The following is a 24,438-nucleotide window of genomic DNA, read 5'->3' as shown; positions in this document are numbered from 1 at the left end:
TATCAGCCCGCGACGCGGTCGAGCAGCCACTGGGCCAGCAGCGGCACCGGGCGGCCGGTGGCCATGCCCTTGCGGCCTTCTTCCCACGCCGTGCCCGCGATATCGAGGTGCGCCCAGCGGCGGCCCTCGGTGAAGCGGGCGAGGAAGCAGCCGGCCGTGATGGCGCCGGCGTACTTGCCGCCGATGTTGGCCACGTCGGCGAAGCCGGATTCCAGCTGCGACTGGTAGTCGTCCCACAGCGGCAGGCGCCACGCGCGGTCGAGCGTGAGTTCGCCCGCCGAAAGCAGCTCGGCCGAGAGGGCTTCGTCCTTGGTCATGAGGCCGGTGGCGTGCTTGCCCAGGGCCACGACGCAGGCGCCGGTGAGCGTGGCGGCGTCGATCATGGTGTGCGGGTCGAAGCGCTTGCCGGTGTAGGTGAGCGCGTCGCACAGGATGAGGCGGCCCTCGGCGTCGGTGTTCAGCACCTCGATGGTGATGCCGGCGAGGCTGGTGAGCACGTCGCCCGGGCGGTAGCTGTTGCCATCCGGCATGTTTTCCACGGCCGGGACCACGCAGACGAGGTTGACCGGGAGCTTCATCGCCACGGCCGCGACGAACGCGCCGAGCACGCCGGCGGCGCCGCCCATGTCGAACTTCATCTCCTCCATGCCCGGGCCGGGCTTGAGGCTGATGCCGCCCGTATCGAAGGTGATGCCCTTGCCGATGAAGGCGTAGGGGCGCTCGCCCTCCTTGCCACCATGCCACTGCAGGATGACCAGGCGCGGCTCGTTGGCCGAGCCGCGGGCCACGGCCAGCAGCGAGCCGAACCCCTCGCGCTCCATGTCGTCGCGGCCCAGGGCCTCGAACGTGACGCCCTCGTGCGCATCGGCGAAGGCCCGGGCCTGGTCGGCGATGTAGTCGGGGTTGCAGATGTTGGGGGGGAGGTTGCCCAGCTCGCGGGCGAAGCGGACGCCCTCGGCGATGGCGCCGGCCTGGTCAAGGCCCGCGGCGGCATCGGCCGGGCCGGCGAAGGTGACGGCGGCGAGCTCGGGCTGGGCCTTGTCGCGGGGCTTCAGCGTGGCCGTGTAGCGGTAGGCGGCGTGGTCGGTGGCCAGGGCGGCGGTGCGCAGCTTCCATGCGGCATCGCGGCCGGGCACGTCCACTTCGGTGAGCCAGCTGGCCGCCTCGGTGACCGGCAGGCGGCCGATGGCGCGGGCGGCCTCGAGGGTGACGCGCTGGTAGCGGGTCGCGTCGAAGGTCTTCTGGGCGCCCAGGCCCACCACCAGCACGCGGGCCGCGGCGACGCCCGGCGGGTGCAGGAGGGTGACGAGGTTGCCGACCTTGCCGGTGATGTCGCCGGCCTCGACGAGGCGCTTGATGGCGCCGCCGGCGGCGGTGTCGATGCGTGCCGCCGCGCTGGTCAGCACGCCATTCTCGTAGACGCCGACCGCCGCCACGGGGGTGGCGAGGGCTTCGGGAGCGGTGGTACCAAGGCTGAACTGAACCGTCATGACTTACTGTCCTGCGAAAGCCGTCCGGGACGCGGACAAGCTAGACTTAAGGTTTGCCGGCCAGGACTGACGCGGCACGAACCGCGAATTCTACCAAATGCTCAGCATCCTCGACCGCTACTTCCTGCGCGAACTTGCCTACGGCATCCTGGCCACGGCCGTGGTGCTGCTGGTGATCTTCGCCGGCGGCGCCTTCGCGGGCGTGCTGCAGAAGGTGGCCAACGGCAGCATCCAGCCCAGCATCATGTTCGAGGTGCTGGGCCTGCAGATGCTCGACCTGCTCTCCACCCTGCTCCCCATGGCCGCCTTCCTGGGCACCCTGATCGCCCTGGGCCGCATGTACCGCGAAAGCGAGATGCACGTCCTGGCCTCCTCGGGCATGGGCCCCCGGGGCATGCTACGCCCCGTCACCCTGCTGGCCGTGCTGTCCACCATCCTGGTGGGCATCCTGTCGCTGTGGGCGGGCCCCTGGGCCTCGCGCACGGCCGACCAGGTCATCGCCGCCGCCAACAAGTCGGTCATCGCCGCCGGCCTCGACGCCGGCCGGTTCACCGAGCTGCCCGGCAAGGGCGGCATCATCTTCGTCGATACGCTGAGCCGCGACGGTACGGTGCTGGGCAAGACCTTCCTGGCCACCGACCGGGTCGATTCCGACGGCAACCCCCAGGTGCGCGTGGTCAACGCCCGCCACGGCCAGATGTACCAGGAAAGCGACGGGCAGGATCGCTTCCTCGCCCTGTTCGATGGCTGGCAGTTCGAGATCCCGCTGGCGGGCGATAACTGGCGCCGCATGAAGTACGAACGCAACGACGTCTCGCTCTCCAACATCACCGACGATGACGACGACACCGACCCGGCCCACGAATCCACCACGGGCCAGCTGTTCAAGGCCGGCACGCCCGAGGCCCTGGGCGAGCTGGTCTCGCGGTTCGCGGCACCCGTCTCCACCCTCGTGCTGATGATGATGGTGCTGCCCATGTCGCGGCAGGCGCCGCGCGACGCCCGCTACGGCCGCCTCCTCGTCGCGGTGCTGGCCTATTTCCTCTACGTGGTGTGGCAGCTCATCGCCCGCGCGCAGATCATCAAGGGCCACCTGCATACCTCGGTGCCCATCTGGCTGCTGCACGCCATCGTGTTCACCATCGCCGCCTGGTTCTTCTGGAAGCAGAACGCGCCCCGCCGCATGAAGGGAGCCGCGTGATGGCCACGCTGACGATCAAGCGGGCCGACCGCCTCATCGGCGCCAGCGTCCTCGGCACCCTGCTGCTGGTATGGCTGGTGCTGACGGGCTTCGACGCGCTCACCCAGTTCGTGCGCCAGCTGGGCAACATCGGCAAGAACGGCTTCACGCTCTACGACGCCATCGCCTACATCATGCTGACGGTGCCCCGGCGCCTCTACCAGATGTTCAGCAACGCGGCGCTCATCGGCGGCCTGCTGGGCCTGGGCGGCCTCGCGGCCACGGGCGAACTCACCGCCTTGCGCGCGGCGGGCATGTCCAAGCTGCGCATCGCCGTCTCCGCCGCGGGCGTCATCGCCGTGGTCACGGCGCTGGTGGTGGTCATGGGCGAAACCGCGGCGCCCTACGGCGACCAGCACGCCCAGGCCATCCAGGTGCGCATGCGCTCCAGCAACCTGGGCTCCACCAGCAGCGGGCTGTGGGCGCGCGACGGCGGCAAGATCATCAACGCCAAGTCGGCCATCGCCACGCAGGATGGCGACCGCACCACGGTGAAGCTGGTCGACGTGCGCGTCTTCACCTTCACGCCCGATGGCCAGGTGGCGGAGTTCTCGCACGGCGACAGCGCCATCCACGACGGCAGCCAGTGGGTGATGACCAACGTGCGCACCAGCACCCGCGACGACACCGGCATCCACAGCAGCACGGCGCCCAGCCAGGCGTGGAAATCGCGGCTCAACCCGCACGTGCTCGAGCAATCGATCATCCACCCCGAATACCTGTCGATGTCCGACCTGCGCCGCAACATGCGTTACCTGGAATCGAACGGCCAGAACCCCGGCGCCTACGCCGTGGCGTTCTGGGGCCGCGTGGTGTTCCCGCTGAACGTGCTGGTGCTGGTGCTGTGCGCCATGCCATTCGCGTTCGGCTCGCTGCGCTCGGGCGGCTTCGGCAAGCGGCTTTTCATCGGCATCATCCTCGCCATCGGCTGGTATTTCCTCTCCGGCGCCATGGTGAACTTCGGCACGGTGTACGGCGTGCCGCCACTCATGGCGAACTTGTTACCCACCAGCCTGCTGGTGGTGGGCGCCCTCGCCTACTTCCGCCGCTTCGGGTAGCACTTCCAGCGCGGCCGCCAGCGCATCGCCGGTGAGCGGCTTGCGCAGCAGCGCATCCATGCCCGCGGCGCGGGTGGCCTCGCCCTCGTCCCCCGCCGAGCGGGCGGTCACGGCGACGATGGGCATGGCCGCCATGCCCTCCATGCGGCGCACCATCCGCGCCACCTGGAACCCGTCCATCACCGGCAGGTCGAGGTCGAGCAGCATGACGTCGAACGGCGCCCGCGTGAGTTCGGCCAGCGCGAGCAGGCCATCGCCCACCACGAGCACCTCGTGCCCGCGCTGGCGGAGCAGCCCGGCGATGACTTCGGCCACGACGGCATCGTCCTCGACGAGCAGCACGCGGCGGCCGACGGAAGCGATGGCGCCTTCCTCGCGGGCGGCGCACGCACCGCCGGCGCAGCCGCAGGGCGGCAACGGCAGCACGACTTCAAAGGCGCTGCCGACGCCGGGCACGCTATCGACCGTGATGCGGCCACCCATCAGCGTGCACAGCTCATGGCAGATGGCGAGCCCAAGGCCCGAGCCCTCCCCGCGCTGCTTCGTGCCGCCCTGCTCGAAGCGTTCGAACAGCCGCCCCATCAGCTCGCGGTCCATGCCCGGGCCGGTGTCGCGCACCGTGACGACCAGCCCCGCCGGGCCGTGCCCAAGCTGGACCGACACGCCGCCGCGTTCGGTGAACTTCACCGCGTTGTTCACGAGGTTCTGCACCACCTGGCGCAGGCGCACCGGGTCGGCACACACCGTGCGCGGCACGGCCGCATCGACGGCCAGCGATAACGACAGCCCCTTGTCACGCGCGGTGGCCGCGGCGAGGTCGATGGCGGCCGAGGCGACGGCGCGCGGGGATACGCATTCCGGCTCGAGCACCAGGCGGCGCGCTTCGATGCGCGTGAGGTCGAGTGCGTCGTTGACCAGGCGCAACAGCAATGCCCCCGAATGCCGCACCGCTTCGACATAGGCCTGCTGCGAGGCATCCAGCGGCGTGCGCGCGAGCAGCTCGGCCATGCCCAGCACGCCGGTCATCGGCGTGCGGATCTCGTGCCCCAGCGTGGCCATGAATTCCGTCTTGGCCGCGTTGGCCTCCTCGGCCAGCCGACGCTGCTGCTCGGCCAGTTGCACGCGCATGGCCTGGCGCATGCGCACGCGGGCGGCACGCACCGCCACGATGGCCACGACGAAGGCCACCGAGCCATAGGTGAACCAGGCCCACCCGCTTAGCCACGGCGGCGGGGGTACGATGACCCAAAGCGGCGCGGCCAGCGCGCCATCGATGCCATCGCGCCCGCTGCCGGTGATGGCCAGGCGGTAGCGGCCGGGCACCAGGGGGGCGAAATGCGCCTCGCCCTCCTTGCCGGTTTGCACGAGGGCGCCGGAGCGGCCGTCGCCAAGGCGGAACGCGAGGTGGTTGCGGTCGGGGTTGACGTAGGAGAGCGCCCGCGCGCGCACCGTGAGCTCGCGGTCATCCCACGCAAGGCGCAGCACCCCATCGTCGGCAGGCACCGTGGTGCGCACGCCGCCGCGCAACACGCTAGCGCCCAGCAGCGCCACGCCCGGCTTGCGCGAGTGGTCGCGCTGGCGGTCGGGCCGGAAGCCCACCAGGCCGCCAAGGGTGGCGCCATAGGTCGTGCCATCGCCGAGGCGCACGGTGGTGGCATGGGTGAACTCGCCGTTGGCCAGGCCATCGGCGAGGCCGAACGGGCGGAACAGGCTGCTGCGTGGATCGAACCGCCACACGCCTGTCTGGCCGTACAGCCAGAGCCGGCCCGTGGCATCGCGGCGGATGTTGAGGATGTCCGCCGCGGGGAACCCCTGCGCGCCGCCCAGCGATCGATCGAGCAATGCGTGCCCCCCTTCCCACGTGTAGTGCTCGAGCAGGCCAGGGCGCACGACCCAGAAGCCGTCGTCGTCGGGCTCGAAGGCGTTGACCCGCCCCGGCGCCACGCCCTCGATGAAATGCATGGCACCGTCGCGCCGGTCGCGCCGGGCCAGGCCCGCCAGGCTCGCCTGCCACAGCTCGCCGCCGACGATTTCCACCTGGCGGGTATCGAGCGCGCCGCGCCGCGGCTCGTCGAACGGCAGCGCCACGGCGTGGCGCAGGCCGGCATCCACGGCGAAGACGCCGGTGCCCACCGCCGCCACGTACACCGTGCCATCGGGCGCCTGGGTCATGCTGGTGACGGGCCTGTCGATGGCACCACGCAGCCAGGGCATGGCACGCGCCCCGCGCATGAGGGTGAGGCCATCGACCGTGCCGGCGAGCAGGTCGCCCGCTTGCGTTTCGAGCAACGCCTGGACGCGCGCGCTGCCGATGTCATAGGCCTGGCCCGTGCGCCCCGACGCGGGGTCGAACGCGCGCACCCAGCCGCGCAGGCCACCCACCCAGAGCTGGCTCTCGCCGTGCGCCGCCACCGCGGTGACCGTGCGCCCGGGGAGGCTTAGCGGGTCGGTGGCGACATGCGCGAAGCGGGTGAAGTCCTCCCAGCTCGGGCCGAGGTAACCGAGCCCGCCATCGTTGAGCGCGAACCACAGCCCGTGCTCCCGGTCCTCGGCCATGCCCCGAACCGAGCGCCCCGGTAACCCGCCCTGCGCCAGCCACGCCCCCGCCACGGCGTGCACGCGGCCGTGCCTGTCGAGCATGAGCAGGCCCTCGAGGCTGGCGATCCAGGTGGTGCCGTGGCTATCGGCCAGCGCGCTGTAGACGGGCGTGGCGGGCACGCGCCGGTCGCGGCGGAACGTGCCGTCGGCCGCGCGGCGGTAGAGGCCGCCGGCGGTGGCCAGCATGGCGTCGCCACGGCGCAGGTCGATGCCAAGCACGCGGGGCACCGGGCCGTCGCCGAACGGCGCGGGCGATGCCTGGCCATCGGGCTCGATGATCGCCACGCCACGCTCGCCGCCCACCCACAGGCGGCCATCGCCGTCGGCCTGCAGGGCATGGACGGTGCCCACGTCGTGGTGGCCTAGGCTGCCGCCCTCCCCGTCGATGCGGTCGAGCCCCCGGGCCGTGCCAACCCACAGGCTACCGTCGCGGCCCTGCGCCAGGGCGCGCACGTCGCCGTCGCCCACGCCGTCGCGCCAGTGCACGAACGCCCCGGTGGCCGGGTCGTAGCGAGCCAGGCCCAGCTCCGCGCCGCCCATCCACACACGGCCGCCACCGTCGACGAGCAGGGTGGTGACCGGCATGGGCGGCAGGGCGTGCCCACCGGTGCCCAGCGCAGGCGTGGTGAACGACACGCCATCGAACCGGGCAAGGCCCGAGGCGGTGCCCACCCAGAGGAAGCCCTGCGCATCCTGGGCCACCGCGTTGACCTTGCTGCTGGGCAGGCCCTCGTGCAGGCCATAGCTGCGGAACTGCGGCGTGGGGACGGGCGGCATGCCCGCGGGCGCGGCCCGGGCGATGAAGACGATGGCGAGGGCCACCGCCGCGAGAGTCCATCTCGCCATGCGCGTGTGATGCATACGCTTTGGGTTCCTTGTCAGCGCCCGATGATGGCATGCATCGCCACGGCAATGATGTAGGGCATCCCTGATTCGCTTGCCCGTAGAATGCGCGGCATGTCACGCCGACTTCGCTTGCTCATCGCGGCCATCGGTATCGCCGCCCTCGCCTGGCTCCTGCTGGCCACGCTGGAGCGCGGCCTTGCCCTGGCGCAGCGCTACATGGCGCTGCCCGAGGCGCTGCGCTGGCTGCTCGGCGCGGTGCTCGCGCTGCTGCTGGCCGGCGGCGTCGCGGTCGGTGCGTGGTGGTTGCGGCCACGCAAGCCACGCGCACCGGTCGCCGCACCCGACCGCCCCTCGCTGGAGGGGCGCCTTGCCGCGTTACGCGACGCCGGTGCCGACACTGAGGAACTTCGTAGTGAATTGGGCGAACTTGATCGACGTCGCCTTGGTGGCCGCCTGTACATCGCGGTGTTCGGGGAGATATCGACTGGCAAGTCGACGCTCATTGGCGCGCTTGTCCCGGGCGCCGCGGTGCGCAGCGATGCACGCGGCGGCACCACGCGCGACGTGGCGCACTACGAGGGCACGGCCCCCGACGGCACCGCATGGGCCATCGCCGACGTGCCTGGCACGGCCGAGGCCGACGGCGACGCGCGCGAGCGCATGGCACGCGAGGAAGCGCTGCGCGCGCATGCCGTGGTGTATGTCTGCGCCGGCGACCTGACGCGCACGCAGGGCGAGGAACTGCGCTGGCTCGGCGATTTCGGCAAGCCGCTGGTGCTCGCGGTCAACAAGGCCGACCAGTGGGACGACGCCGAACGCGAGCGCATCACGCGCCACCTGCGCGCCAGCAGCGGTGGCGTGCCGGATGCGGTGGTAATGCTGAGCGCAGGCGGCGAGGAACGCTTCACCCGGCGCCTCGCCGATGGCAGCACCGAGGACGTGCGGCGCCAGCGCAAGCCCGAGGTCGGCGGTTTGCTCGATGCCCTGGCGCGGCTGGTGGCGCCGGGCGCGGCGTCGCTCGAACCCGCCCGCGAAAACGCGGTGCTCGCGGGCCTGCACGACCGTACCGCCGCGGTGGAACAGGCGCAGCGCGCCGCGGACGCCGAACGCATCGTCACGCGCTATGCACGCCGCGCCATCGTGGGCGCCATGGCCGCGGTGGCGCCGGGCACCGACCTGGTGATCCAGGGCGCCCTGGCGGCGGGGCTCGTCCGCGCGCTGGCCGATCTGTACGGCGTGCGCGTCACCGACGTGGAAGTCGAAGCCCTGCTGGGCCAGGTCCGCATGACCTTTCGAACGGGCACCTCCGTCGTGCTCGCGGTGGCCGGCAACGCGCTCAAGGCGTTCCCTGGCCTTGGCACGCTCGGCGGGGGCGTGCTGCACGCGTTCGCCTATGCGCTGGTGTTCGACAGCCTGGGCAAGGCGCTCGCCGCCACCCTGGCGGAACGCCACCAGCTCGACCAGGCCGCGGCGGGCGAACGGCTGCGCGACCTGCTGGGCGATACCCGTGGCAACCGGCTGCGCCAGCTGGCGGAACTCACCTCCGATGCCCTGCGGGATCGCTGAGTGAACGATCCGTTCGCGGCGCGCGGGCTGACAAGGCCGGCGCCGTCGGCCACACTCTTTCCCATCGGCCGCCCCCGGGGCGGCCCCGCGATGGAGCAGGCCCCCTGATGCGACATCCCCTTTCCCTCGGCATCCTCGCCCTTGCCATGGCCGCGAGCGCGCACGCCGCGCCGCAGGCATACCGCATCGACCCGGTGCACAGCGCGGTGGTGTTCAACGTCGACCACAACGGTTACTCCCGGTCGTTTGGCCGCCTGCGCATCACCGACGGCGATATCCGTTTCGATCCCGACAACTGGCCCGATTCATCGGTCACGGCGACGATCGACCTGGCCTCGGTGGACATGGGCGACCCGGCGTGGGACAAGGCGGTGCGCGGCAGCAGCCTGCTCGACACCGACCGCGAACGCAACGCGCGCTTCGTGAGCGACTCGGTCGAAAAAAAGACCAACGACGAAGGCGTGCTGCACGGCAAGCTCACCCTGCGCGGCACCACGGTGCCGCTCGACATCCCTTTCCGGGTGAACCGCGTGGGCAGGACCATCTACGGCATGCACACCGTCGCCGGTTTCTCCGCCAACATCGTGCTCGACCGCACGATGTTCGGCATGACCTCCAACACCGGCTCCATCGGCACCCCGGTGTCGGTATGGCTGGAAATCGAAGCCATCGGCGGCGGCAAGGGCCCCGCCAGCCACGACAAGGACACCCCCGATGCCCCTGCGCAGTGAACCCACGCGGTGGAGCACCGTCGCCAAGACGTTCCATTGGCTGATGGCGCTGCTGATCCTCGGCAATGGCGCGTTCGCGTTCTACATGGATGGCCTGAAGCCGTCGCTCAACAAGATCAACATGTTCGCGCTGCACAAGTCGATCGGCCTCACCGTGCTGGCGCTGTTCGTGCTGCGCCTGGCGTGGAAGATGCTCGACCGCCGCCCGCCGGATGAACCCGCGCCGCGCTGGCAGCAGCTGGCCGCGCACGTGGTGCACGGCTTCCTCTACCTGTTGATCGTGGCGATCCCGCTCAGCGGCTGGGCGTTCAATTCGGCCCACGGTTTCCCGCTGCAATACTTCAAGCAGTTCAACCTGCCGGCGCTGGTGGAAAAGAACGAAGAGCTCTCCAACACGCTCGGCACGGTGCATGTCTACCTGTTCTGGTTGCTGCTGCTGGTGCTCGTCGCCCACGTGGGCGGCGCGCTGAAACACCACTTCATCGACCGTGACGACACCCTCCGCCGCATGCTGCCGTTCGGGCGTGCGAAGCGGAACACCCCCACCCCTCCCGGAGATACGCCATGACGTCGCCCACCCGCCGCCTCGCCGCGCTGGCCCTTGCGCTGGCCCTGCCCTTCGCCGCCACCGCGGCGGATTACACGGTCGGCCCCGGCAGCACGCTCGGTTTCAGCGGCAAGTTCCAGGGCCAGCAGTTCGATGGCTCGTTCGGCAAGTTCGACGCGGCCATCAGCTACGACCCGGCCAACCTCGCCACGGCGAAGTTCGACGTCACCGTCGACGTCGCCACTGCGAAGACCGGCGACAGCGATCGTGACAAGGCCCTGCCCACGGCCGATTTCTTCGATGCGTCGAAATTCCCCAAGGCCCACTACGTGACCACCGGCTTCACCAAGGATGCCAAGGGCAACGTCGTGGCCAACGGCACGCTCACGTTGCACGGCGTCAGCAAGCCGCTCGCGCTCAAGGTCGTCTTCAACCCCGCCGCGGGTGGCGCGCGCCTGTCGGTCACCGGCAGCATGAAGCGCCTCGATTACGGCGTGGGCAGCGGCGACTACAAGGACACCAGCACCATCGCCGATGACGTGCTGGTCAATGGCACGCTGAACCTCCTGCCGAAGTAAGCATGGCCGAGGGCTGGCGCGATCGCCTGCGCGGCCTCACGGGCCGCTTCCGCCGCCGCGGCACGCCTGGCGTGCCCGCAGCGGACGCCCGTGGCGGTGCCGTCGGGGCCAGCCTGCGCGGCCTGCTCGACGACCCGACCATCCCTGCCGACGTACGCGCGGCCATGGCGGCCGACTTCCGCCGCGTCGAGGACATGCTCGAGCGCATCGAGCGCGAAGAACTGCACGTGGCCGTGTTCGGCCGCGTCTCCGCCGGTAAATCGGCGCTGGGCAACGCCTTGCTCGGGCGCGATGCATTTGCGATGGGCGTGCTGCACGGCACGACGACGGAAGCCGATGCGGTGCGTCTGGACGAAGCGGCGCACGCCGGCCTCGTGCTCATCGATACCCCGGGCATCAACGAGCTCGGCGGCGAGGCCCGCGAGAAGCTGGCGTACGAGGTGGCCGAGGTCAGCGACCTCATCGTGTTCGTGGCCGATGGCGACCTTACGCGCGAGGAACGCGATGCGCTGCGCATCCTCGCCGCCACGGCGCGGCCCTTGCTGCTGGTGCTGAACAAGGCCGACCGTTACAACGACGACGAGTGCGAGGGCCTGCTGGCGCGGCTGCGCGAGCATGCCGCCGGCCTGGTGCGCCGCGAGGACGTGCTCGCCGTCGCCGCACGGCCCGCGCCGCGCCTCGTCGTCGAAGTGGACGCGCACGGCCGCGAACACACCGCGAGCGAAACACGTGGCCCCGAGGTTGCCGTGCTGAAGCAGCGCCTGCTCGCCGTCGCCGAGCGCGAAGGCAAGGCGCTTGCCGCCATCCATGCCGGCCTTTTCGCTGGCAGGCTCACCGACCAGGTCACGGCGCGCATCGCCGTCGCGCGCCGTGACGTCGCCTCCGGCGTCATCCGCCAATACTGCATCGCGAAGGCGGTGGCCGTGGCGCTCAACCCCATCCCGGTGGCCGACCTGCTCCTGGCCGGCGGCCTGGACGCGGCGATGGTGGTGCAGCTCAGCCGCGTGTACGGCCTGCCGCTGACGCGCGCGGAATCCGGCCGCCTCGTCGCCGTCATCAGCACGCAGCTCGCGGCGCTGATGGGCGCGGTGTGGGGCGTGCAACTGGTGGCATCGGCGTTGAAGGGCCTCAGCGGCGGGCTATCGGTGGTGGTGACCGCCGCGGCCCAGGGCGCGCTCGGCTGGTACGCCACCGTGCTGATCGGCCGGGCCGCGGAGCATTACCTCGTCGCCGGCAAGTCGTGGGGCGAGCACGGCGCCAAGCGCGCGGTGGCCGACATCGTGGCCAGCCTCGACCGCGACTCGATCCTGCGCGAGGCGCGCGAGGAGATCCTTAAGCGGCTGAAGCGCTGAGCCTGGTGATGAGGCTATTTGTGGGAGCCTGCTTGCAGGCGATGTTTCGGGCGAGCCTTGTCGAAAGGGCATCGCGCGCAAGCGCGCTCCCACAGGGGGGAGCAGGCGCGTCAGCGGGCCAGGTCGCGCGCGGCCTGCTCGGTGAAGGGCCAGTCGAGCTCCACGCCGTCGCTGCGCCGCAGCACGGGTACGCGCGTGCCGTAGCGCGCCTCCAGCGCCTCGTCATCGTCGATCCACGCCGACGTGAAGTCGGGGAAACGCGCCTGCGCCAGCAGCGCAAGCGCCTGGTCGCAGAGGTGGCAGTCGTCGCGCTGGAAGAGTGTGAACGTGTGCATGCGGGGGTGTATGGGGTGGCGTGGCCGTCGGGCGTAGAATAGCCGGCTATTCCCCATAGCCAACCCCACCCCCAGCCATGGCAGTCAGCGTCTTCGACCTCTTCAAGATCGGCATCGGCCCGTCTTCCTCGCACACCGTCGGCCCCATGCGCGCCGGCGCGCGGTTCGCCGAGCACTGGCTTGAAGAAAAGGGCGTGCTGGCGCGCGTGGCGCGCGTGCGCTGCGAGCTGTTCGGCTCGCTGGCCATGACCGGCCGCGGCCATGGCACCGACAAGGCCGTGCTGCTGGGCTTCGAGGGCGAATGGCCCGACCGGGTCGACCCCGACACCATCGCGGAAACGCTCGAGCGCATCCGCAAGGGCAAGCGCATCCGCATCCTGGGCCGCCACGAGATCGCCTTCGACGAGAAGGCCGACCTGGTGTTCAACAAGCGCCAGAAGCTGCCGTTCCACACCAACGGCATGCGTTTCTCGGCGTACGACGCCGAGGGCAACGAACTCGCCACCCGCGATTACTACTCCGTCGGCGGCGGGTTCGTGGTGAACCCCGACGAGGCGGCCGAGGACCGCATCGTGGCCGATACCAGCGAACAGCCGTTCGCGTTTTCCACGGGCGACCAGCTCCTGGCCCTGTGCAACGAAAACAACCTCACCATCGCGCAGCTGATGATGCGCAACGAAGCCATCTGGCGCAGCGAGGCCGAGACCCGCGCCGGCCTGCTCACCATCTGGAAGGCCATGCAGGATTGCGTCGCCCGCGGGCTGCGCTCGCCCGGCACCCTGCCGGGTGGCCTGAAGGTGAACCGCCGCGCCCCGGCCATGGCCGCCGAGTTGCGCGGCCAGCCCGAGGCCGCCCTGCGCGATCCGCTCACCATCCTCGACTGGGTGAACCTCTACGCCCTGGCCGTCAACGAAGAGAATGCCGCCGGTGGCCGCGTCGTCACTGCGCCGACCAACGGCGCCGCGGGCATCGTGCCGGCCGTGCTGCACTACTACCGCCACTTCTGCCCCGGGGCATCGGAGGATGGCGTCATCACCTTCCTGCTCACCGCGGCGGCCATTGGCATCCTCTACAAGGAGAACGCCTCCATCTCCGGCGCCGAGGTGGGCTGCCAGGGCGAGGTGGGCGTGGCCTGCTCCATGGCCGCCGGCGGCCTGGCCGCGGCACTGGGCGGCAGCGTCACCCAGGTGGAAAACGCGGCCGAGATCGGCATGGAGCACAACCTGGGCCTCACCTGCGACCCCATCGGCGGCCTGGTGCAGATCCCCTGCATCGAGCGCAACGCCATGGGCGCGGTCAAGGCCATCAACGCCAGCCGCATGGCGCTGAAGAGCGACGGCAAGCACCACGTCTCGCTCGACAAGGTCATCGCCACCATGCGCGATACCGGGCGCGACATGAAGGACAAGTACAAGGAAACCTCGCGCGGCGGGCTGGCGGTCAACGTCATCGAATGCTGAACGGGGCGCCGCTCCCCCCGTGGGAGCGCGCTTGCGCGCGATGCGTCTGCCGCTACTTCGTTGGGCAGACCCTGGGCAGGCGTTCGACGGTCTCCACCCGCACCGGTTCGTCCTCGCCCCACCAGTTGGCCACCGCCGTGTAGCAGACCCGGAGCTTGCCCTTGCGGGTGTCGAAGCGCTGCCGGCTGGTGTAGGCGAAGCACGAAACCGAGGCCAGGTGCCCCAGTTCACGCATGGTGATGGCGCAGCGCCGCACGGATTCGACCGGGTCCTCGCCAGGGTAGAGGGTGAAGTAAAAACCCTTGGCGGTACGGTCGTATGACTCCGAATCGATCTGCCGGCCCTTGTCGCTCCACGGCTCTTCGGCTGCGGCAATGCCGCATGCCGATATGGCGATGAGCCATATGCCGTTGACGACTACCTTCGATCGCATCCGAACCCCTTCTTCCCTACCGCATCGGCCAGTGTATATCGATGTGGCCATGATTTGCGTAGGGGTTCTCTGGCTGACAGGGGGGCCCGGGGCTGTCATCATCCGGCTCTTGTGCCGCCCTGGGCCGGGTTAGCCCCCGCCCCGTCCGACCGGAGTTCCCATGTCCCAACACCATATCCGCCGCGACGTCGGCGCTTTCGCCCTGATGCTGACCGGCCTGGGCTCGATCATCGGCTCCGGCTGGTTGTTCGGCGCCTGGCACGCCGCCCAGCTCGCGGGCCCCGGCGCCATCTACGCCTGGATCATCGGCGCGGTGATCATCCTGTTCATCGCCCTCACGTACGCCGAACTCGGCGCCATGTTCCCCGAATCCGGCGGCATGGTGCGTTACGGCCATTATTCGCATGGTTCGCTCGTGGGCTTCATCGCGGGCTGGGCCAACTGGATCGCCATCGTCTCGGTCATCCCGGTGGAAGCCGAGGCCTCCGTACAGTACATGGCCTCGTGGCCGTGGGAATGGGCGCAGTGGACCAAGGAGCTCTACTACGTCGCCCCCGGCTCCGACCACGGTGAACTCACCCACCCGGGCCTGGCGATCGCCGCGGTGCTGGTCATGGTCTACTTCTTCCTCAATTTCTGGAGCGTGAAGCTCTTCGCAAAGAGCAACACGGCCATCACCGTGTTCAAGCTGGTGGTGCCTGCCGCCACCGGCATCGCCCTGATGTACACCAGCTTCCATCCCGAGAACTTCCACGTCGGTGCACATGGCGGCGCCCACGCCATCGACATCTCGTCGATCCTCACCGCGGTCGCCATCTCGGGCATCGTCTTCAGCTTCAATGGCTTCCAGAGCCCGGTGAACCTGGCGGGCGAAGCGCACAATCCCGGGCGCAGCGTGCCGTTCGCCGTCATCGGCTCGATCCTGCTGGCCACGGTGGTCTACGTCCTCTTGCAGGTCGCCTTCATCGGCGCCGTGCCGCCCGACCAGCTCGGCCAGGGCTGGGCAGCGTTGCAGTACGCCTCGCCGTTCGCGCAGCTGGCCACCGCCCTGCTCATCAACTGGCTGGCCATCCTGCTTTACGCCGATGCCTTCATCAGCCCCAGCGGCACGGGCGCCACGTACACCGCGACCACGGCCCGCATGATCTACGCCATGGAGCGCAACGGCCAGTTGCCCAGGATCTTCGGCCACATCCACCCGCGCTTCGGCATCCCGCGCCCGGCCATGTGGCTGAACCTGGTGGTGAGCTTCATCTTCCTGTTCTTCTTCCGCGGCTGGGGCACGCTGGCGGCGGTGATCTCGGTCTCCACCATCATCTCCTACCTCACTGGCCCGGTCAGCGTCATGACACTGCGCCGCACCGCCCCCGAGCTGAAGCGCCCGCTGCGCATCCGTGGCCTGCCCGTGCTGGCCGCCCTGGCCTTCATCTTCGCTACCGAGCTGCTGTACTGGGCCAAGTGGCCGCTCACGGGCGAAATCATCCTGCTGATGGTCATCGCCCTTCCGCTGTACTTCTACTACACCGCCAAGAGCGGCTGGGACGACTTCCGCCGCCACCTCAGCGGTGCGTGGTGGCTCATCGTGTACCTGCCGGTCCTCGCGGCCGTGTCGTGGGCGGGCAGCAAGACCTTCGGCGGCCACGACTACATCCCCTATGGCGTCGATCTCGGCGTCGTCGCGGTCATCGGCGTGGTGTTCTACTTCTGGGGCGTCGCCTCGGGCTGGCGCACCCCGATGGTGGAAGCGGCTAAGTTCCACCACGAGGAATCGCCCGACGGCGAACCGGTGCTACCGCCCAGCGCGGACGAGGCCGGGAAAGCCACCGGCCACCGCTAAAAGAAAAGGCGCCCACCGGGCGCCTTTTCGTTTGTGCTGTATCTGTGGGAGCGCGCTTGCGCGCGATTCGCCCACGGGAGTGGGCTCCTACATGGCCCCGGTCACAGCGCCAGCACGTCGCCCAGCAGGGCTTGCGCCGTGATTTCCGGGCCAGCCCCCGGCCCCTGGATCACCAGCGGCGTCGAGTGATAGCGCGTCGTCGTCAGCGCGAACTGGTTGTCCGTGCCGGAAAGGCGCGAGGCGGGGTGGTCGGGGCCGACTTCGACCAGGCCCACGCGGGCGCGGCCGCGCTGGTTCAGGCGGGCGAGGTAGCGCAGCACCTTGCCCTTGGCCTTCGCCTCCGCGTGGCGCCGTGCCAGCGGCTCGTCGAGTTCGCCCAGCCGCTCCAGGAAGGCCTTGGTATCAAGGTCGCGCAGCGGCTCGGGCACGAGGCTTTCCACCTCCACTTCGTCGCTGCCCAGCGCGAAGCCGGCGTGGCGGGCGATGATCAGCAGCTTGCGGGCCACGTCCTCGCCCGAGAGATCGGACCGCGGGTCGGGCTCGGTGAAACCGAGGCGGCGGGCATCGCCGAGCAGCGCGGAGAACGGGCGCGAGCCGTCGTACTGGTTGAACAGCCACGACAGCGAGCCGGAGAACACACCCTCGAGCGTGAGCAGGCTGTCGCCGCAGCGGCGCAGGCGGCGCAGCGTGGAGAGCACGGGCAGGCCCGCGCCAACCGTGGCGGCGTCGCCGTAAACGGCGCCACCGGCCGAAGCGGCCTGCAGCGCGCGCCAGCCTTGCAGGTGGCCACCGGCGAGCGCCTTGTTCGCCGTGACCACGTGGTAGCCACGTTCCAGCCACTCGGCATGCCGGGTGGCCTCTTTCGTGCACGCGGTGGCATCGATCACCACCTTGCGCCCGGCACCGGTGGCGTCGAGCGCCGCGAGCAAGGGCGCGTTGTCGCGGCCATCGCGGGCCTTCGCCAGCGCGTCGGGCACATCGGCCGGGCGCAGGCCGTCGGCAAAGACGTGTTGGCGACGCGAGTTGGCCGCGCCGACGAGGCGGAGCGACCCCGCCGCCGGCGTGCCCAGCAGCGTGAGCAGCGCGCGGCCGACCACACCCGTGCCCAGGAGCACCACGGCGGTGCGCGGCGCCTCGGGCGCCAGGGAAGCCGCCACCGCGTTCATGCGCCAACCTTGCGTTTCGACGTGGCGGCGTTGGCCACCGCGGCGGCACGGGCGAGGCCGGCTTCGAGGTCGTCGATGAGGTCGTCGCCATCCTCGATGCCGATGGAGAGGCGCAGCAGGCTGTCGGCGATGCCCGCCGTACGACGCGCTTCCGGCGCCATCGCCGCATGGGTCATGGTGGCGGGGTGTGCGACAAGGCTCTCGACGCCGCCGAGCGATTCGGCGAGCGAGAAGTACTGCAGCCCATCGACGAAGGCTTCGATGGCGGCATCGCCACCGCGCAGCTCGAAGCTGAGCATGGCGCCGAAGCCCTTCTGCTGGCGCTGGGCCAGCGCGTGGCCCGGGTGCGACGCGAGGCCGGGGTAGTAGATGCGCTGCACGGCATCGTGCGCATCGAGGCGCGCGGCCACGCGGCGCGCGTTCTCTTCGTGCGCACGCAGGCGCACCGCCAGCGTGCGGATGCCGCGCAGGGTTAGGAAGCTGTCGAACGGCGAACCGGTCTGGCCGTTGCAGTTGCCCCACCACTTCAGCTGCTCGGCCACCGCCGGGTCGGCCGCGATGACCGCGCCACCGACCACGTCGCTGTGCCCGTTGATGTACTTGGTGGTGGAATGCAGCACCACGTCCGCACCGAGCTTCAGCGGCTGCTGCAGCGCAGGCGAGAGGAACGTGTTGTCGACGACGACCAGCGCCCCGACGGCATGCGCGGCCTGTGCCACGTGGCGTACGTCGGTGATGCGCAGCAGCGGGTTCGACGGGGTTTCGATCCACACCAGGCCCGGCTTGGCGGCAAGGCCCTCGGCGAGCGCGGTCGGGTCGGTGAAGTCGACGAATCGGACGCTGAAGCGGCCCTTCTTCGCCCATGCATCGAGCAGGCGCCACGTGCCGCCGTAGCAATCGTGCGCGGCGAGGACGAGGCCCCCGGCAGGCACCAGCTCCAGGGCCAGCGCCACGGCCGACATGCCGGTGTTGGTCACGACGGCGCCGGCACCCTCCTCCAGCTCGGCGAGCGCCTCGGCGAGCAGATCGCGCGTGGGGTTGCCGCTGCGCGAGTAATCGTAGGCGCGCTTGCGGCCGAAGCCTTCGAACGCGTAGTTGGTGGAGAGGTGCAGCGGCGGCACGACGGCGCCATGCTGCGTATCGGATTCGATGCCGGCGCGCACGGCGCGGGTGCAAAGGCGGGATTCACGGGTCATGGGTCAACAGGCTCCGAAACAGTCGTTGAGTGCGTGACGCAGCACGGGGGCGAGCTGCACGGTTTCTTTCAGGAAGGCATCGTGGCCGTAGGGCGAATCGACGACCTCGAGCGTGGCGGTGGCACCGATGCGGCGCTGCAGTTCGCACAGGTCGGCGAGCGGCACCAGGCGATCGGACGGGAACCCCACCAGCGTGGTCGGTGCGTGCACGCGCTCGGGGGCGATGTCGTGCAGGTCGATCGACTCCGACAAGGCGAGGAAACGCCGCGGGTCGAACCGCTCGACGAAGCGGCGGCCGGCGTGTTCGAGGTAATCCTCGACCGGGAAGTAGAAGCGGCCATCGCGCAGCTCGGGGCCGGCGGCGAAGCGGCGCGAGAACTCCTCGCTGCCACGGTACGTCGTCATCGCCAGCTGGCGGGCCAGGGCGAGCGCCTCGTCGGTGCGGCCCGACGCGAGACCCAGGCGCACGATGCCACGCTGCACCGAGCGCTGCGCGGTGGAGAGCGGGTGCGGGCGGTGTGCACCGGCAAGCAGCACCAGCGCCTTGACCTTGTCGGCGTGGTTGGCGGCGAAGGCCAGGCCCGCCATGGCGCCATACGACGAACCGATGAAGGCATGCACGCGGGCGATGCCCAGCTCGTCGACCAGCGCGGCAAGCGCGGCGGCCTGGTCTTCGCTGGAGATGGAATCGACGCCACCGACATCGTCGGGCACGAGCCAGTCGATGGAGAGCACGCGGCATTGGGCGAGGTCGATGGCACCGCCCTCCGCGACCAGTTCCTGCCACCAGCCCTGGCGCTCGCGGCCGGCGCAGACATCGCGCGTGGCCGAGATGCCGCCCTGCACGATGACCGTGGGGGCGTTCGGCGCGCCGCACCACAGGTAGCGGACATCGACGCTGACGGCTTCGCTGCCGTATTTCGGCACGAACGTGACGCGGCGGGTGCCGCGCTGCTCGGTGAGGTCGGCGGCGCCGCGGGGCGCGGCAGCGGCGGCTGCTTCGTGGAGGGGGATCACGGTGAGGGGCTCTGCTGGCATGTCCGGCGGTTCCTGTCGGGATCGAGCCCTGCGGCGACCTGTAGCCGGACTGCCAGGCACGGTGCGCGGATGCACGCCGGCTTGGGCATTCCCATCTATCGGCTTGCGTGGCGAACCACGCACCGCAGGAGTTGGCACCGTCGCGGAAATCCGCAGGTTGCCCCGGCTTCAAAGGGCCTGTCCCTCAGCCGGTCTCGATGAGTGGAATCGACGATACGCGCCGATCCGGGCCATGTCAACAGCCGTATAGACGTCTAAACATCCAAAGAACTTGCGGATAGCGTGACGCAGGCCACGAAAAGGCCGGAAAACCGCTGTGGGAGCGCGCTTGCGCGCGATGGCCCTGGTGCAAGCCCCATCGCGCGCAAGCGCGCTCCCACAAGGGGCACAAGGGGCAAAAGCAGCACGGGGACACAGCGGGCACGGGGCCACGAAGCGTTCGGCGCAGTTAACATGGCCCGCATGGCTACCTACCCCACCCTCAGCGCCGGCATCGGCGGCACGCCCCTCCTGCGCCTGCGGGGCGCCTCGGCCGCCACGGGCTGCGAGATCCTGGCCAAGGCCGAGTTCCTGAATCCCGGCGGTTCCGTGAAGGACCGCACGGCCCTGGGCCTGCTCGACGACGCCGAGCGCCGCGGCCTGCTGCGGCCGGGGGCCACCCTGGTCGAGGGCACCGCGGGCAACACCGGCATCGGGCTGGCCCTGCTGGGCAACAGCCGGGGCTACCGCGCCATCATCGTCATGCCCGACACCCAGAGCCGCGAGAAAATCGACGCCCTGCGCGCCGCGGGCGCCAGCGTCCGGCTGGTGCCGGCCGCGCCCTGGAGCGACCCCAACCACTACGCCGCCACGGCCCGTCGCATCGCGGACGAGCTGAACGCGGCCGCCCCCGGCAGCGCCTGGTTCGCCAACCAGTTCGATAACCTGGCCAACCGGGAGTGGCACGAGGCCCACACCGGCGTGGAGATCTGGGAGCAAACCGCCGGCACCGTGGACGGCTTCGCCTGCGCCTCGGGCACCGGCGGCACCCTGGCCGGCGTGGGCCGCGCCCTGAAGGCCCGCCGGCCCGGCATCGTGGTGGCCCTGGCCGACCCGGCCGGCTCCGCGCTGGCCAGCCATGTCCTCACGGGCGAGCTGAAGGCAGAGGGCAGCTCCATCACCGAGGGCATCGGCAATGGCCGCCTCACGGCCAACTTCCTCGATGCCCCCATCGACCTGGCCTGGTCCATCCCCGACGCCGAGTCGATCCCCCATGTCCACGCCCTGCTCCGCGACGAGGGCTACTGCGTGGGGCTCTCCAGCGGCGTGAACATCGCCGGCGCCATCCGCCTGGCCCGGCACCTCGGGCCGGGGCATACGGTGGTGACGGCGCTGTGCGACAGCGGGATGCGGTATCAGGCGAAACTTTTTAACCCGGCGGTCCTGCGGGAGAAGGGGATTCCGGTGCCGGGGTGGCTGGATGAGGCGTTCGGGGGCGCCTGAGAGCGGGGTTGGGGGGTGGGAAGTGGGGGCGGCACGGCCGGCGGGCGCGCGAGGCGACGGGAGGTGCTGCGCTGGCCATATCGCCATCGTCGCGCCGCCAGCCCCCTCGACCGCTCGCCGGACCACGCTCCCACTTCCCATCCCCCACCCCCTGCTAGAATGCGCGGTTAGCCCTCAAGCCCGGCCACCCCATGTCCAGCCACCTCTCCGAAACCAAGCGGCGGCGCAGCTTCGCCATCGTCAGCCACCCCGACGCCGGCAAGACCACGCTCACCGAAAAGCTGCTGCTGTTTGGCGGTGCCATCCAGATGGCCGGCTCGGTGAAGAGCCGCAAGGCCGCCCGCCACGCCACGTCCGACTGGATGGCGCTTGAGAAGGAGCGCGGCATCTCGGTCACGTCCTCGGTCATGCAGTTCCCCTACAACGGGGCCATCGTGAACCTGCTCGATACCCCGGGCCACGCGGACTTCTCCGAGGACACCTACCGCGTGCTCACCGCGGTGGATTCGGCGCTCATGGTCATCGACTGCGCCAAGGGCGTCGAAGAACGCACCATCAAGCTCATGGAAGTGTGCCGCCTGCGCGACACGCCCATCATGACCTTCATCAACAAGCTCGACCGCGAGGGCCGCTCGCCGATCGAGCTGCTCGACGAGGTGGAATCGGTGCTGGGCATCGCCTGCGCGCCGGTGACGTGGCCCATCGGCATGGGCTCGCGCCTCAAGGGCGTGTACCACCTGCTGCTCGACGAAGTGCACATCTTCGAACCCGGCAAGAACTTCACCCGCCAAGATTCGACGATCTTCAAGGGCGGCCTCGACAACCCCGAGCTCATCGCCCGCATCGGCGAAGCCGCCCTGCAAGAGGCGCGCGACGAACTCGAACTGGTGCTTGGCGCATCCAACCCGTTCGACGCCGATGCCTACCTGGCCGGTAAGCAAACCCCCGTTTTCTTTGGTTCCGCCGTGAACAACTTCGGCGTGGAACTGCTGCTCGAGTTCTTCGTCGAACACGCGCCGTCGCCGCGCTCGCGCGATACGCTGACGCGCGAAGTGCTGCCGGAAGAAGAGAAGCTCAGCGGCTTCGTGTTCAAGATCCAGGCGAACATGGACCCGGCCCACCGCGACCGCGTGGCGTTCATGCGCATCTGCTCGGGCACCTACACCGCCGGCATGAAGATGCAGCAGACGCGCACGGGCAAGGAAGTGCGCATCGCGAACGCACTCACGTTCATGGCCAGCGACCGCGAGATCGTCGAGCGCGCCTACCCCGGCGACGTCATCGGCCTGCACAACCATGGCACGATCACCATCGGCGATACTTTCACCGAAGGCGAGGGCCTGTCGTTCACGGGCATCCCGAACTTCGCCCCGGAACTCTTCCGCCGCGCACGCCTGCGCGACCCGATGAAGATGAAGGCCCTGCACAAAGGCCTCGCCCAGCTTTCCGAAGAAGGCGCCACGCAGTTCTTCCGCCCGCTCATGTCGAACGACCTGATCCTGGGCGCGGTGGGTGTGCTGCAGTTCGATGTCGTCGCCTACCGCCTGAAGGACGAGTACAACGTCGACGCGAGCTTCGAGCAGGTGGGCGTGGCCACGGCGCGCTGGGTGCATTGCAGCGACGAGAAGAAGCTGGAGGAGTTCAAGGAGAAGAACGCAGCGAACCTGGCGATCGACGCGGCAGGCGAGCTGGTGTACCTCGCGCCGACGCGCGTGAACCTGCAGCTGGCGGTCGAACGCTGGCCACAGGTGCGTTTCTCCGCCACGCGCGAACACGCCGCCTCGGTCGACGTCTAACCACCGCCCCATGTAGGAGCGCACTAGTGCGCGATGCTCTTAAACGGCCCGGCTACATGCCGGGCTTTTTTTATCGGTTCATTCGCTGTCGCGAATGCATGCTTTAACAAAGAGCATCGCGCGCAAGCGCGCTCCTACACCGGGGAGGGATGCAGGAAGCGGTGGATCGCGTGCACCACCACCGAGCCCTCGCCCACACCCGCGGCCACGCGCTTCACCGAACCCGACCGCACATCACCCACCGCGAACACCCCACGCAACGTCGTGGCATACGGCGACGGCGTGGCATAGCCATCCGCGTCCCGCCCCGTCTGCACGAAACCCTTCTTGTCCAGGTCCAGGCAACCCTGCAGCCACGCCGTGTTAGGTTCCGCGCCGATCATCACGAACAACGCGGCCACCTTGATGCGCTGCTGCGCATCGGTCTTCACGCAATACCAGCCTACCTCGCGCAAATAGGTGTCGCCGTCGAGGTGGTCGATCTCGCAATACGGGTGCAACGTGATGCGCGGCGATTGCGAAATGCGCTGCACCAGGTAATCCGACATGGTGGCGGCAAGGCCTTCGCCGCGCACCAGCACGTGCACGTGCTTCGCCGTGCGTGCCAGGAACACCGCGGCCTGGCCGGCGCTGTTGCCGCCGCCGACCACCACCACTTCTTCGCCTTCGCACAGCGTGGCCTCCATGGCCGTGGCGGCGTACTGGATGCCCTGCCCTTCGAACCGTTCGTAATCCACCTGCGCCAGCTTGCGGTAGCGGGCGCCCGTGGCGATGACCACCGATTTCGCGGTCACCACCGTGTCGTTGCACAGGTGCAGGCGGTAGGGGTGGGCCGAGCAATCCATGCTGCGCACCTCGCGCGCGATGGCCATGTGCGCGCCGAACTTCATGGCCTGCACCTGGGCGCGGCCGGCCAGGGCCTGGCCCGAGATGCCCGTGGGGAAGCCCAGGTAGTTTTCGATCTTCGAACTGGTGCCCGCCTGCCCACCCGGGGCCAGGGCTTCGAGCACCACGGTCTCGAGGCCTTCGGAGGCGGCGTACACGGCGGCGGCGAGGCCGGCGGGGCCGGCGCCGATGACCGCCACGTCGTAGACGTGGCTTGCGTCGATCTCGATGGTGATGCCGAGGATGTCGGCCAGCTCGGGCGTGCTCGGGCAACGCAGCACGCGGCGGTCGGGCAGGATCACCACCGGGCATTCGTCGGGCCGCAGGCCGAAGCCTTCGATGAGGTGGGCGGCGTCCTGGTCGAGGTCGGTATCCAGCAGGCGGTGCGGATACCCGTTGCGGATGAGGAAGCTGCGCAGGCGCACCGTATCGGCCGCGTGCGCCGAGCCCGCCAGCAGCACGCCGCCCTGCCCGCTCTGGATCAGCCCCACGCGGCGCAGGATGAAGGCGCGCATGATGATCTCGCCGATATCCGGCTCGCCCGCCACGAGGCGGCGGAAGCTGGCCGGGTCGACGCGGACGAGCCGCGAATCGGCACCCGTGCGCCCGTTCACCATGGTTTCCCGGCCGCTGAAGAGGTCTACCTCGCCGGTGAACTGGTGGCGCTCGTGGGTGACCACGATGCGTGGCTGGCCATCGTCGCCGATATCGTAGACATCGATGCGGCCCTCGAGGACAAAGAAGTAATCGACCCGGCGCTGGCCGCGCTGGAACAGCACGGTGCCCGCGGGCACCGTGCTGTTC

The 24,438-nt window shown here is 69.9% G+C and carries 19 protein-coding genes and 1 riboswitch; of the genes, 11 read left to right on the top strand and 8 right to left on the bottom strand.

Annotated elements, in window-relative coordinates:
* Positions 1-2: 2 nt before the first annotated feature.
* Positions 3-1,490, bottom strand: coding sequence for a leucyl aminopeptidase (locus tag VI08_RS16605; RefSeq protein WP_045830738.1), 1,488 nt, complete (start codon positions 1,488-1,490; stop codon positions 3-5).
* Between the two features lie 97 nt (positions 1,491-1,587).
* Here VI08_RS16605 and lptF point away from each other — a divergent pair, with 97 nt between their 5' ends.
* Entirely contained in the window at positions 1,588-2,691 is a 1,104-nt protein-coding gene (gene lptF / locus VI08_RS16600) for an LPS export ABC transporter permease LptF (protein ID WP_045830737.1), read from the top strand.
* Positions 2,691-3,788 carry an LPS export ABC transporter permease LptG gene (gene lptG, locus VI08_RS16595; protein WP_045830736.1) on the top strand — a complete coding sequence of 366 codons (1,098 nt, stop codon included), beginning with the start codon at positions 2,691-2,693 and terminating at the stop codon, positions 3,786-3,788. The genes lptF and lptG overlap by 1 nt, the downstream gene beginning before the upstream one ends.
* On the opposite strand, the gene VI08_RS16590 is transcribed toward lptG, so the two are convergent.
* Entirely contained in the window at positions 3,732-7,232 is a 3,501-nt protein-coding gene (locus VI08_RS16590; RefSeq protein ID WP_045830755.1) for a hybrid sensor histidine kinase/response regulator, read from the bottom strand. The genes lptG and VI08_RS16590 overlap by 57 nt on opposite strands.
* A gap of 111 nt (positions 7,233-7,343) precedes the next feature.
* Between VI08_RS16590 and VI08_RS16585 the strand changes: the two genes are divergently transcribed.
* The 5 genes from VI08_RS16585 to VI08_RS16565 all read left to right on the top strand — a co-directional run bounded on the left by VI08_RS16585 (position 7,344) and on the right by VI08_RS16565 (position 12,006).
* Positions 7,344-8,798, top strand: a complete 1,455-nt coding sequence (locus tag VI08_RS16585; RefSeq protein WP_045830754.1) for a GTPase — start codon at positions 7,344-7,346, stop codon at positions 8,796-8,798.
* A 107-nt stretch (positions 8,799-8,905) separates the two neighbouring features.
* Positions 8,906-9,529: a YceI family protein gene (locus VI08_RS16580; RefSeq protein ID WP_045830735.1), complete on the top strand. Its 624-nt coding sequence runs from the start codon at positions 8,906-8,908 to the stop codon at positions 9,527-9,529.
* Positions 9,513-10,097 (top strand): cytochrome b, encoded by a 585-nt coding sequence (locus tag VI08_RS16575; RefSeq protein ID WP_045830734.1) that lies wholly within the window; start codon positions 9,513-9,515, stop codon positions 10,095-10,097. Before VI08_RS16580 ends, VI08_RS16575 begins: the two co-directional genes overlap by 17 nt.
* Positions 10,094-10,654 carry a YceI family protein gene (locus tag VI08_RS16570; RefSeq protein WP_045830733.1) on the top strand — a complete coding sequence of 187 codons (561 nt, stop codon included), beginning with the start codon at positions 10,094-10,096 and terminating at the stop codon, positions 10,652-10,654. The genes VI08_RS16575 and VI08_RS16570 overlap by 4 nt, the downstream gene beginning before the upstream one ends.
* Before the next feature lie 2 nt (positions 10,655-10,656).
* Positions 10,657-12,006 (top strand): GTP-binding protein, encoded by a 1,350-nt coding sequence (locus VI08_RS16565; protein WP_045830732.1) that lies wholly within the window; start codon positions 10,657-10,659, stop codon positions 12,004-12,006.
* A 110-nt stretch (positions 12,007-12,116) separates the two neighbouring features.
* On the opposite strand, the gene VI08_RS16560 is transcribed toward VI08_RS16565, so the two are convergent.
* Positions 12,117-12,341 (bottom strand): glutaredoxin family protein, encoded by a 225-nt coding sequence (locus tag VI08_RS16560; protein ID WP_045830731.1) that lies wholly within the window; start codon positions 12,339-12,341, stop codon positions 12,117-12,119.
* Between the two features lie 77 nt (positions 12,342-12,418).
* Between VI08_RS16560 and VI08_RS16555 the strand changes: the two genes are divergently transcribed.
* Positions 12,419-13,801 carry an L-serine ammonia-lyase gene (locus VI08_RS16555; RefSeq protein WP_045830730.1) on the top strand — a complete coding sequence of 461 codons (1,383 nt, stop codon included), beginning with the start codon at positions 12,419-12,421 and terminating at the stop codon, positions 13,799-13,801.
* Positions 13,802-13,853: 52 nt separating this feature from the next.
* Here VI08_RS16555 and VI08_RS16550 read toward each other — a convergent pair whose 3' ends face one another.
* Entirely contained in the window at positions 13,854-14,234 is a 381-nt protein-coding gene (locus tag VI08_RS16550; RefSeq protein ID WP_045830729.1) for a hypothetical protein, read from the bottom strand.
* Between the two features lie 160 nt (positions 14,235-14,394).
* Between VI08_RS16550 and VI08_RS16545 the strand changes: the two genes are divergently transcribed.
* Positions 14,395-16,071 carry an APC family permease gene (locus VI08_RS16545; RefSeq protein WP_045830728.1) on the top strand — a complete coding sequence of 559 codons (1,677 nt, stop codon included), beginning with the start codon at positions 14,395-14,397 and terminating at the stop codon, positions 16,069-16,071.
* A 101-nt stretch (positions 16,072-16,172) separates the two neighbouring features.
* Here the strand turns inward: VI08_RS16545 and VI08_RS16540 are convergent, their stop codons facing one another.
* Genes VI08_RS16540 through metX form a run of 3 tightly spaced genes read right to left on the bottom strand, consistent with a single transcriptional unit; the run spans position 16,173 to position 19,471 of the window.
* Positions 16,173-17,237 (bottom strand): homoserine dehydrogenase, encoded by a 1,065-nt coding sequence (locus tag VI08_RS16540; protein ID WP_045830727.1) that lies wholly within the window; start codon positions 17,235-17,237, stop codon positions 16,173-16,175.
* Positions 17,234-18,433: a cystathionine gamma-synthase gene (gene metB, locus VI08_RS16535; protein ID WP_045830726.1), complete on the bottom strand. Its 1,200-nt coding sequence runs from the start codon at positions 18,431-18,433 to the stop codon at positions 17,234-17,236. The genes VI08_RS16540 and metB overlap by 4 nt, the downstream gene beginning before the upstream one ends.
* A gap of 3 nt (positions 18,434-18,436) precedes the next feature.
* Positions 18,437-19,471 carry a homoserine O-succinyltransferase MetX gene (gene metX, locus VI08_RS16530; protein ID WP_045830725.1) on the bottom strand — a complete coding sequence of 345 codons (1,035 nt, stop codon included), beginning with the start codon at positions 19,469-19,471 and terminating at the stop codon, positions 18,437-18,439.
* 88 nt (positions 19,472-19,559) lie between these two features.
* A riboswitch (SAM riboswitch) is annotated at positions 19,560-19,675 on the bottom strand.
* A gap of 258 nt (positions 19,676-19,933) precedes the next feature.
* Between metX and VI08_RS16525 the strand changes: the two genes are divergently transcribed.
* Both VI08_RS16525 and VI08_RS16520 read left to right on the top strand, forming a co-directional pair.
* Positions 19,934-20,953: a cysteine synthase A gene (locus VI08_RS16525; protein WP_045830753.1), complete on the top strand. Its 1,020-nt coding sequence runs from the start codon at positions 19,934-19,936 to the stop codon at positions 20,951-20,953.
* Positions 20,954-21,144: 191 nt separating this feature from the next.
* Positions 21,145-22,749, top strand: coding sequence for a peptide chain release factor 3 (locus VI08_RS16520; protein ID WP_045830724.1), 1,605 nt, complete (start codon positions 21,145-21,147; stop codon positions 22,747-22,749).
* Between the two features lie 134 nt (positions 22,750-22,883).
* Here VI08_RS16520 and VI08_RS16515 read toward each other — a convergent pair.
* Positions 22,884-24,438 (bottom strand): FAD-dependent oxidoreductase (locus VI08_RS16515; protein ID WP_045830723.1); only part of this gene is annotated, 1,555 nt, incomplete at its 5' end.

It is taken from the genome of Luteibacter yeojuensis, assembly GCF_000964085.1.
Lineage (GTDB): Bacteria > Pseudomonadota > Gammaproteobacteria > Xanthomonadales > Rhodanobacteraceae > Luteibacter > Luteibacter yeojuensis_A.
This window is presented reverse-complemented; position numbering and strand designations above follow the sequence as displayed.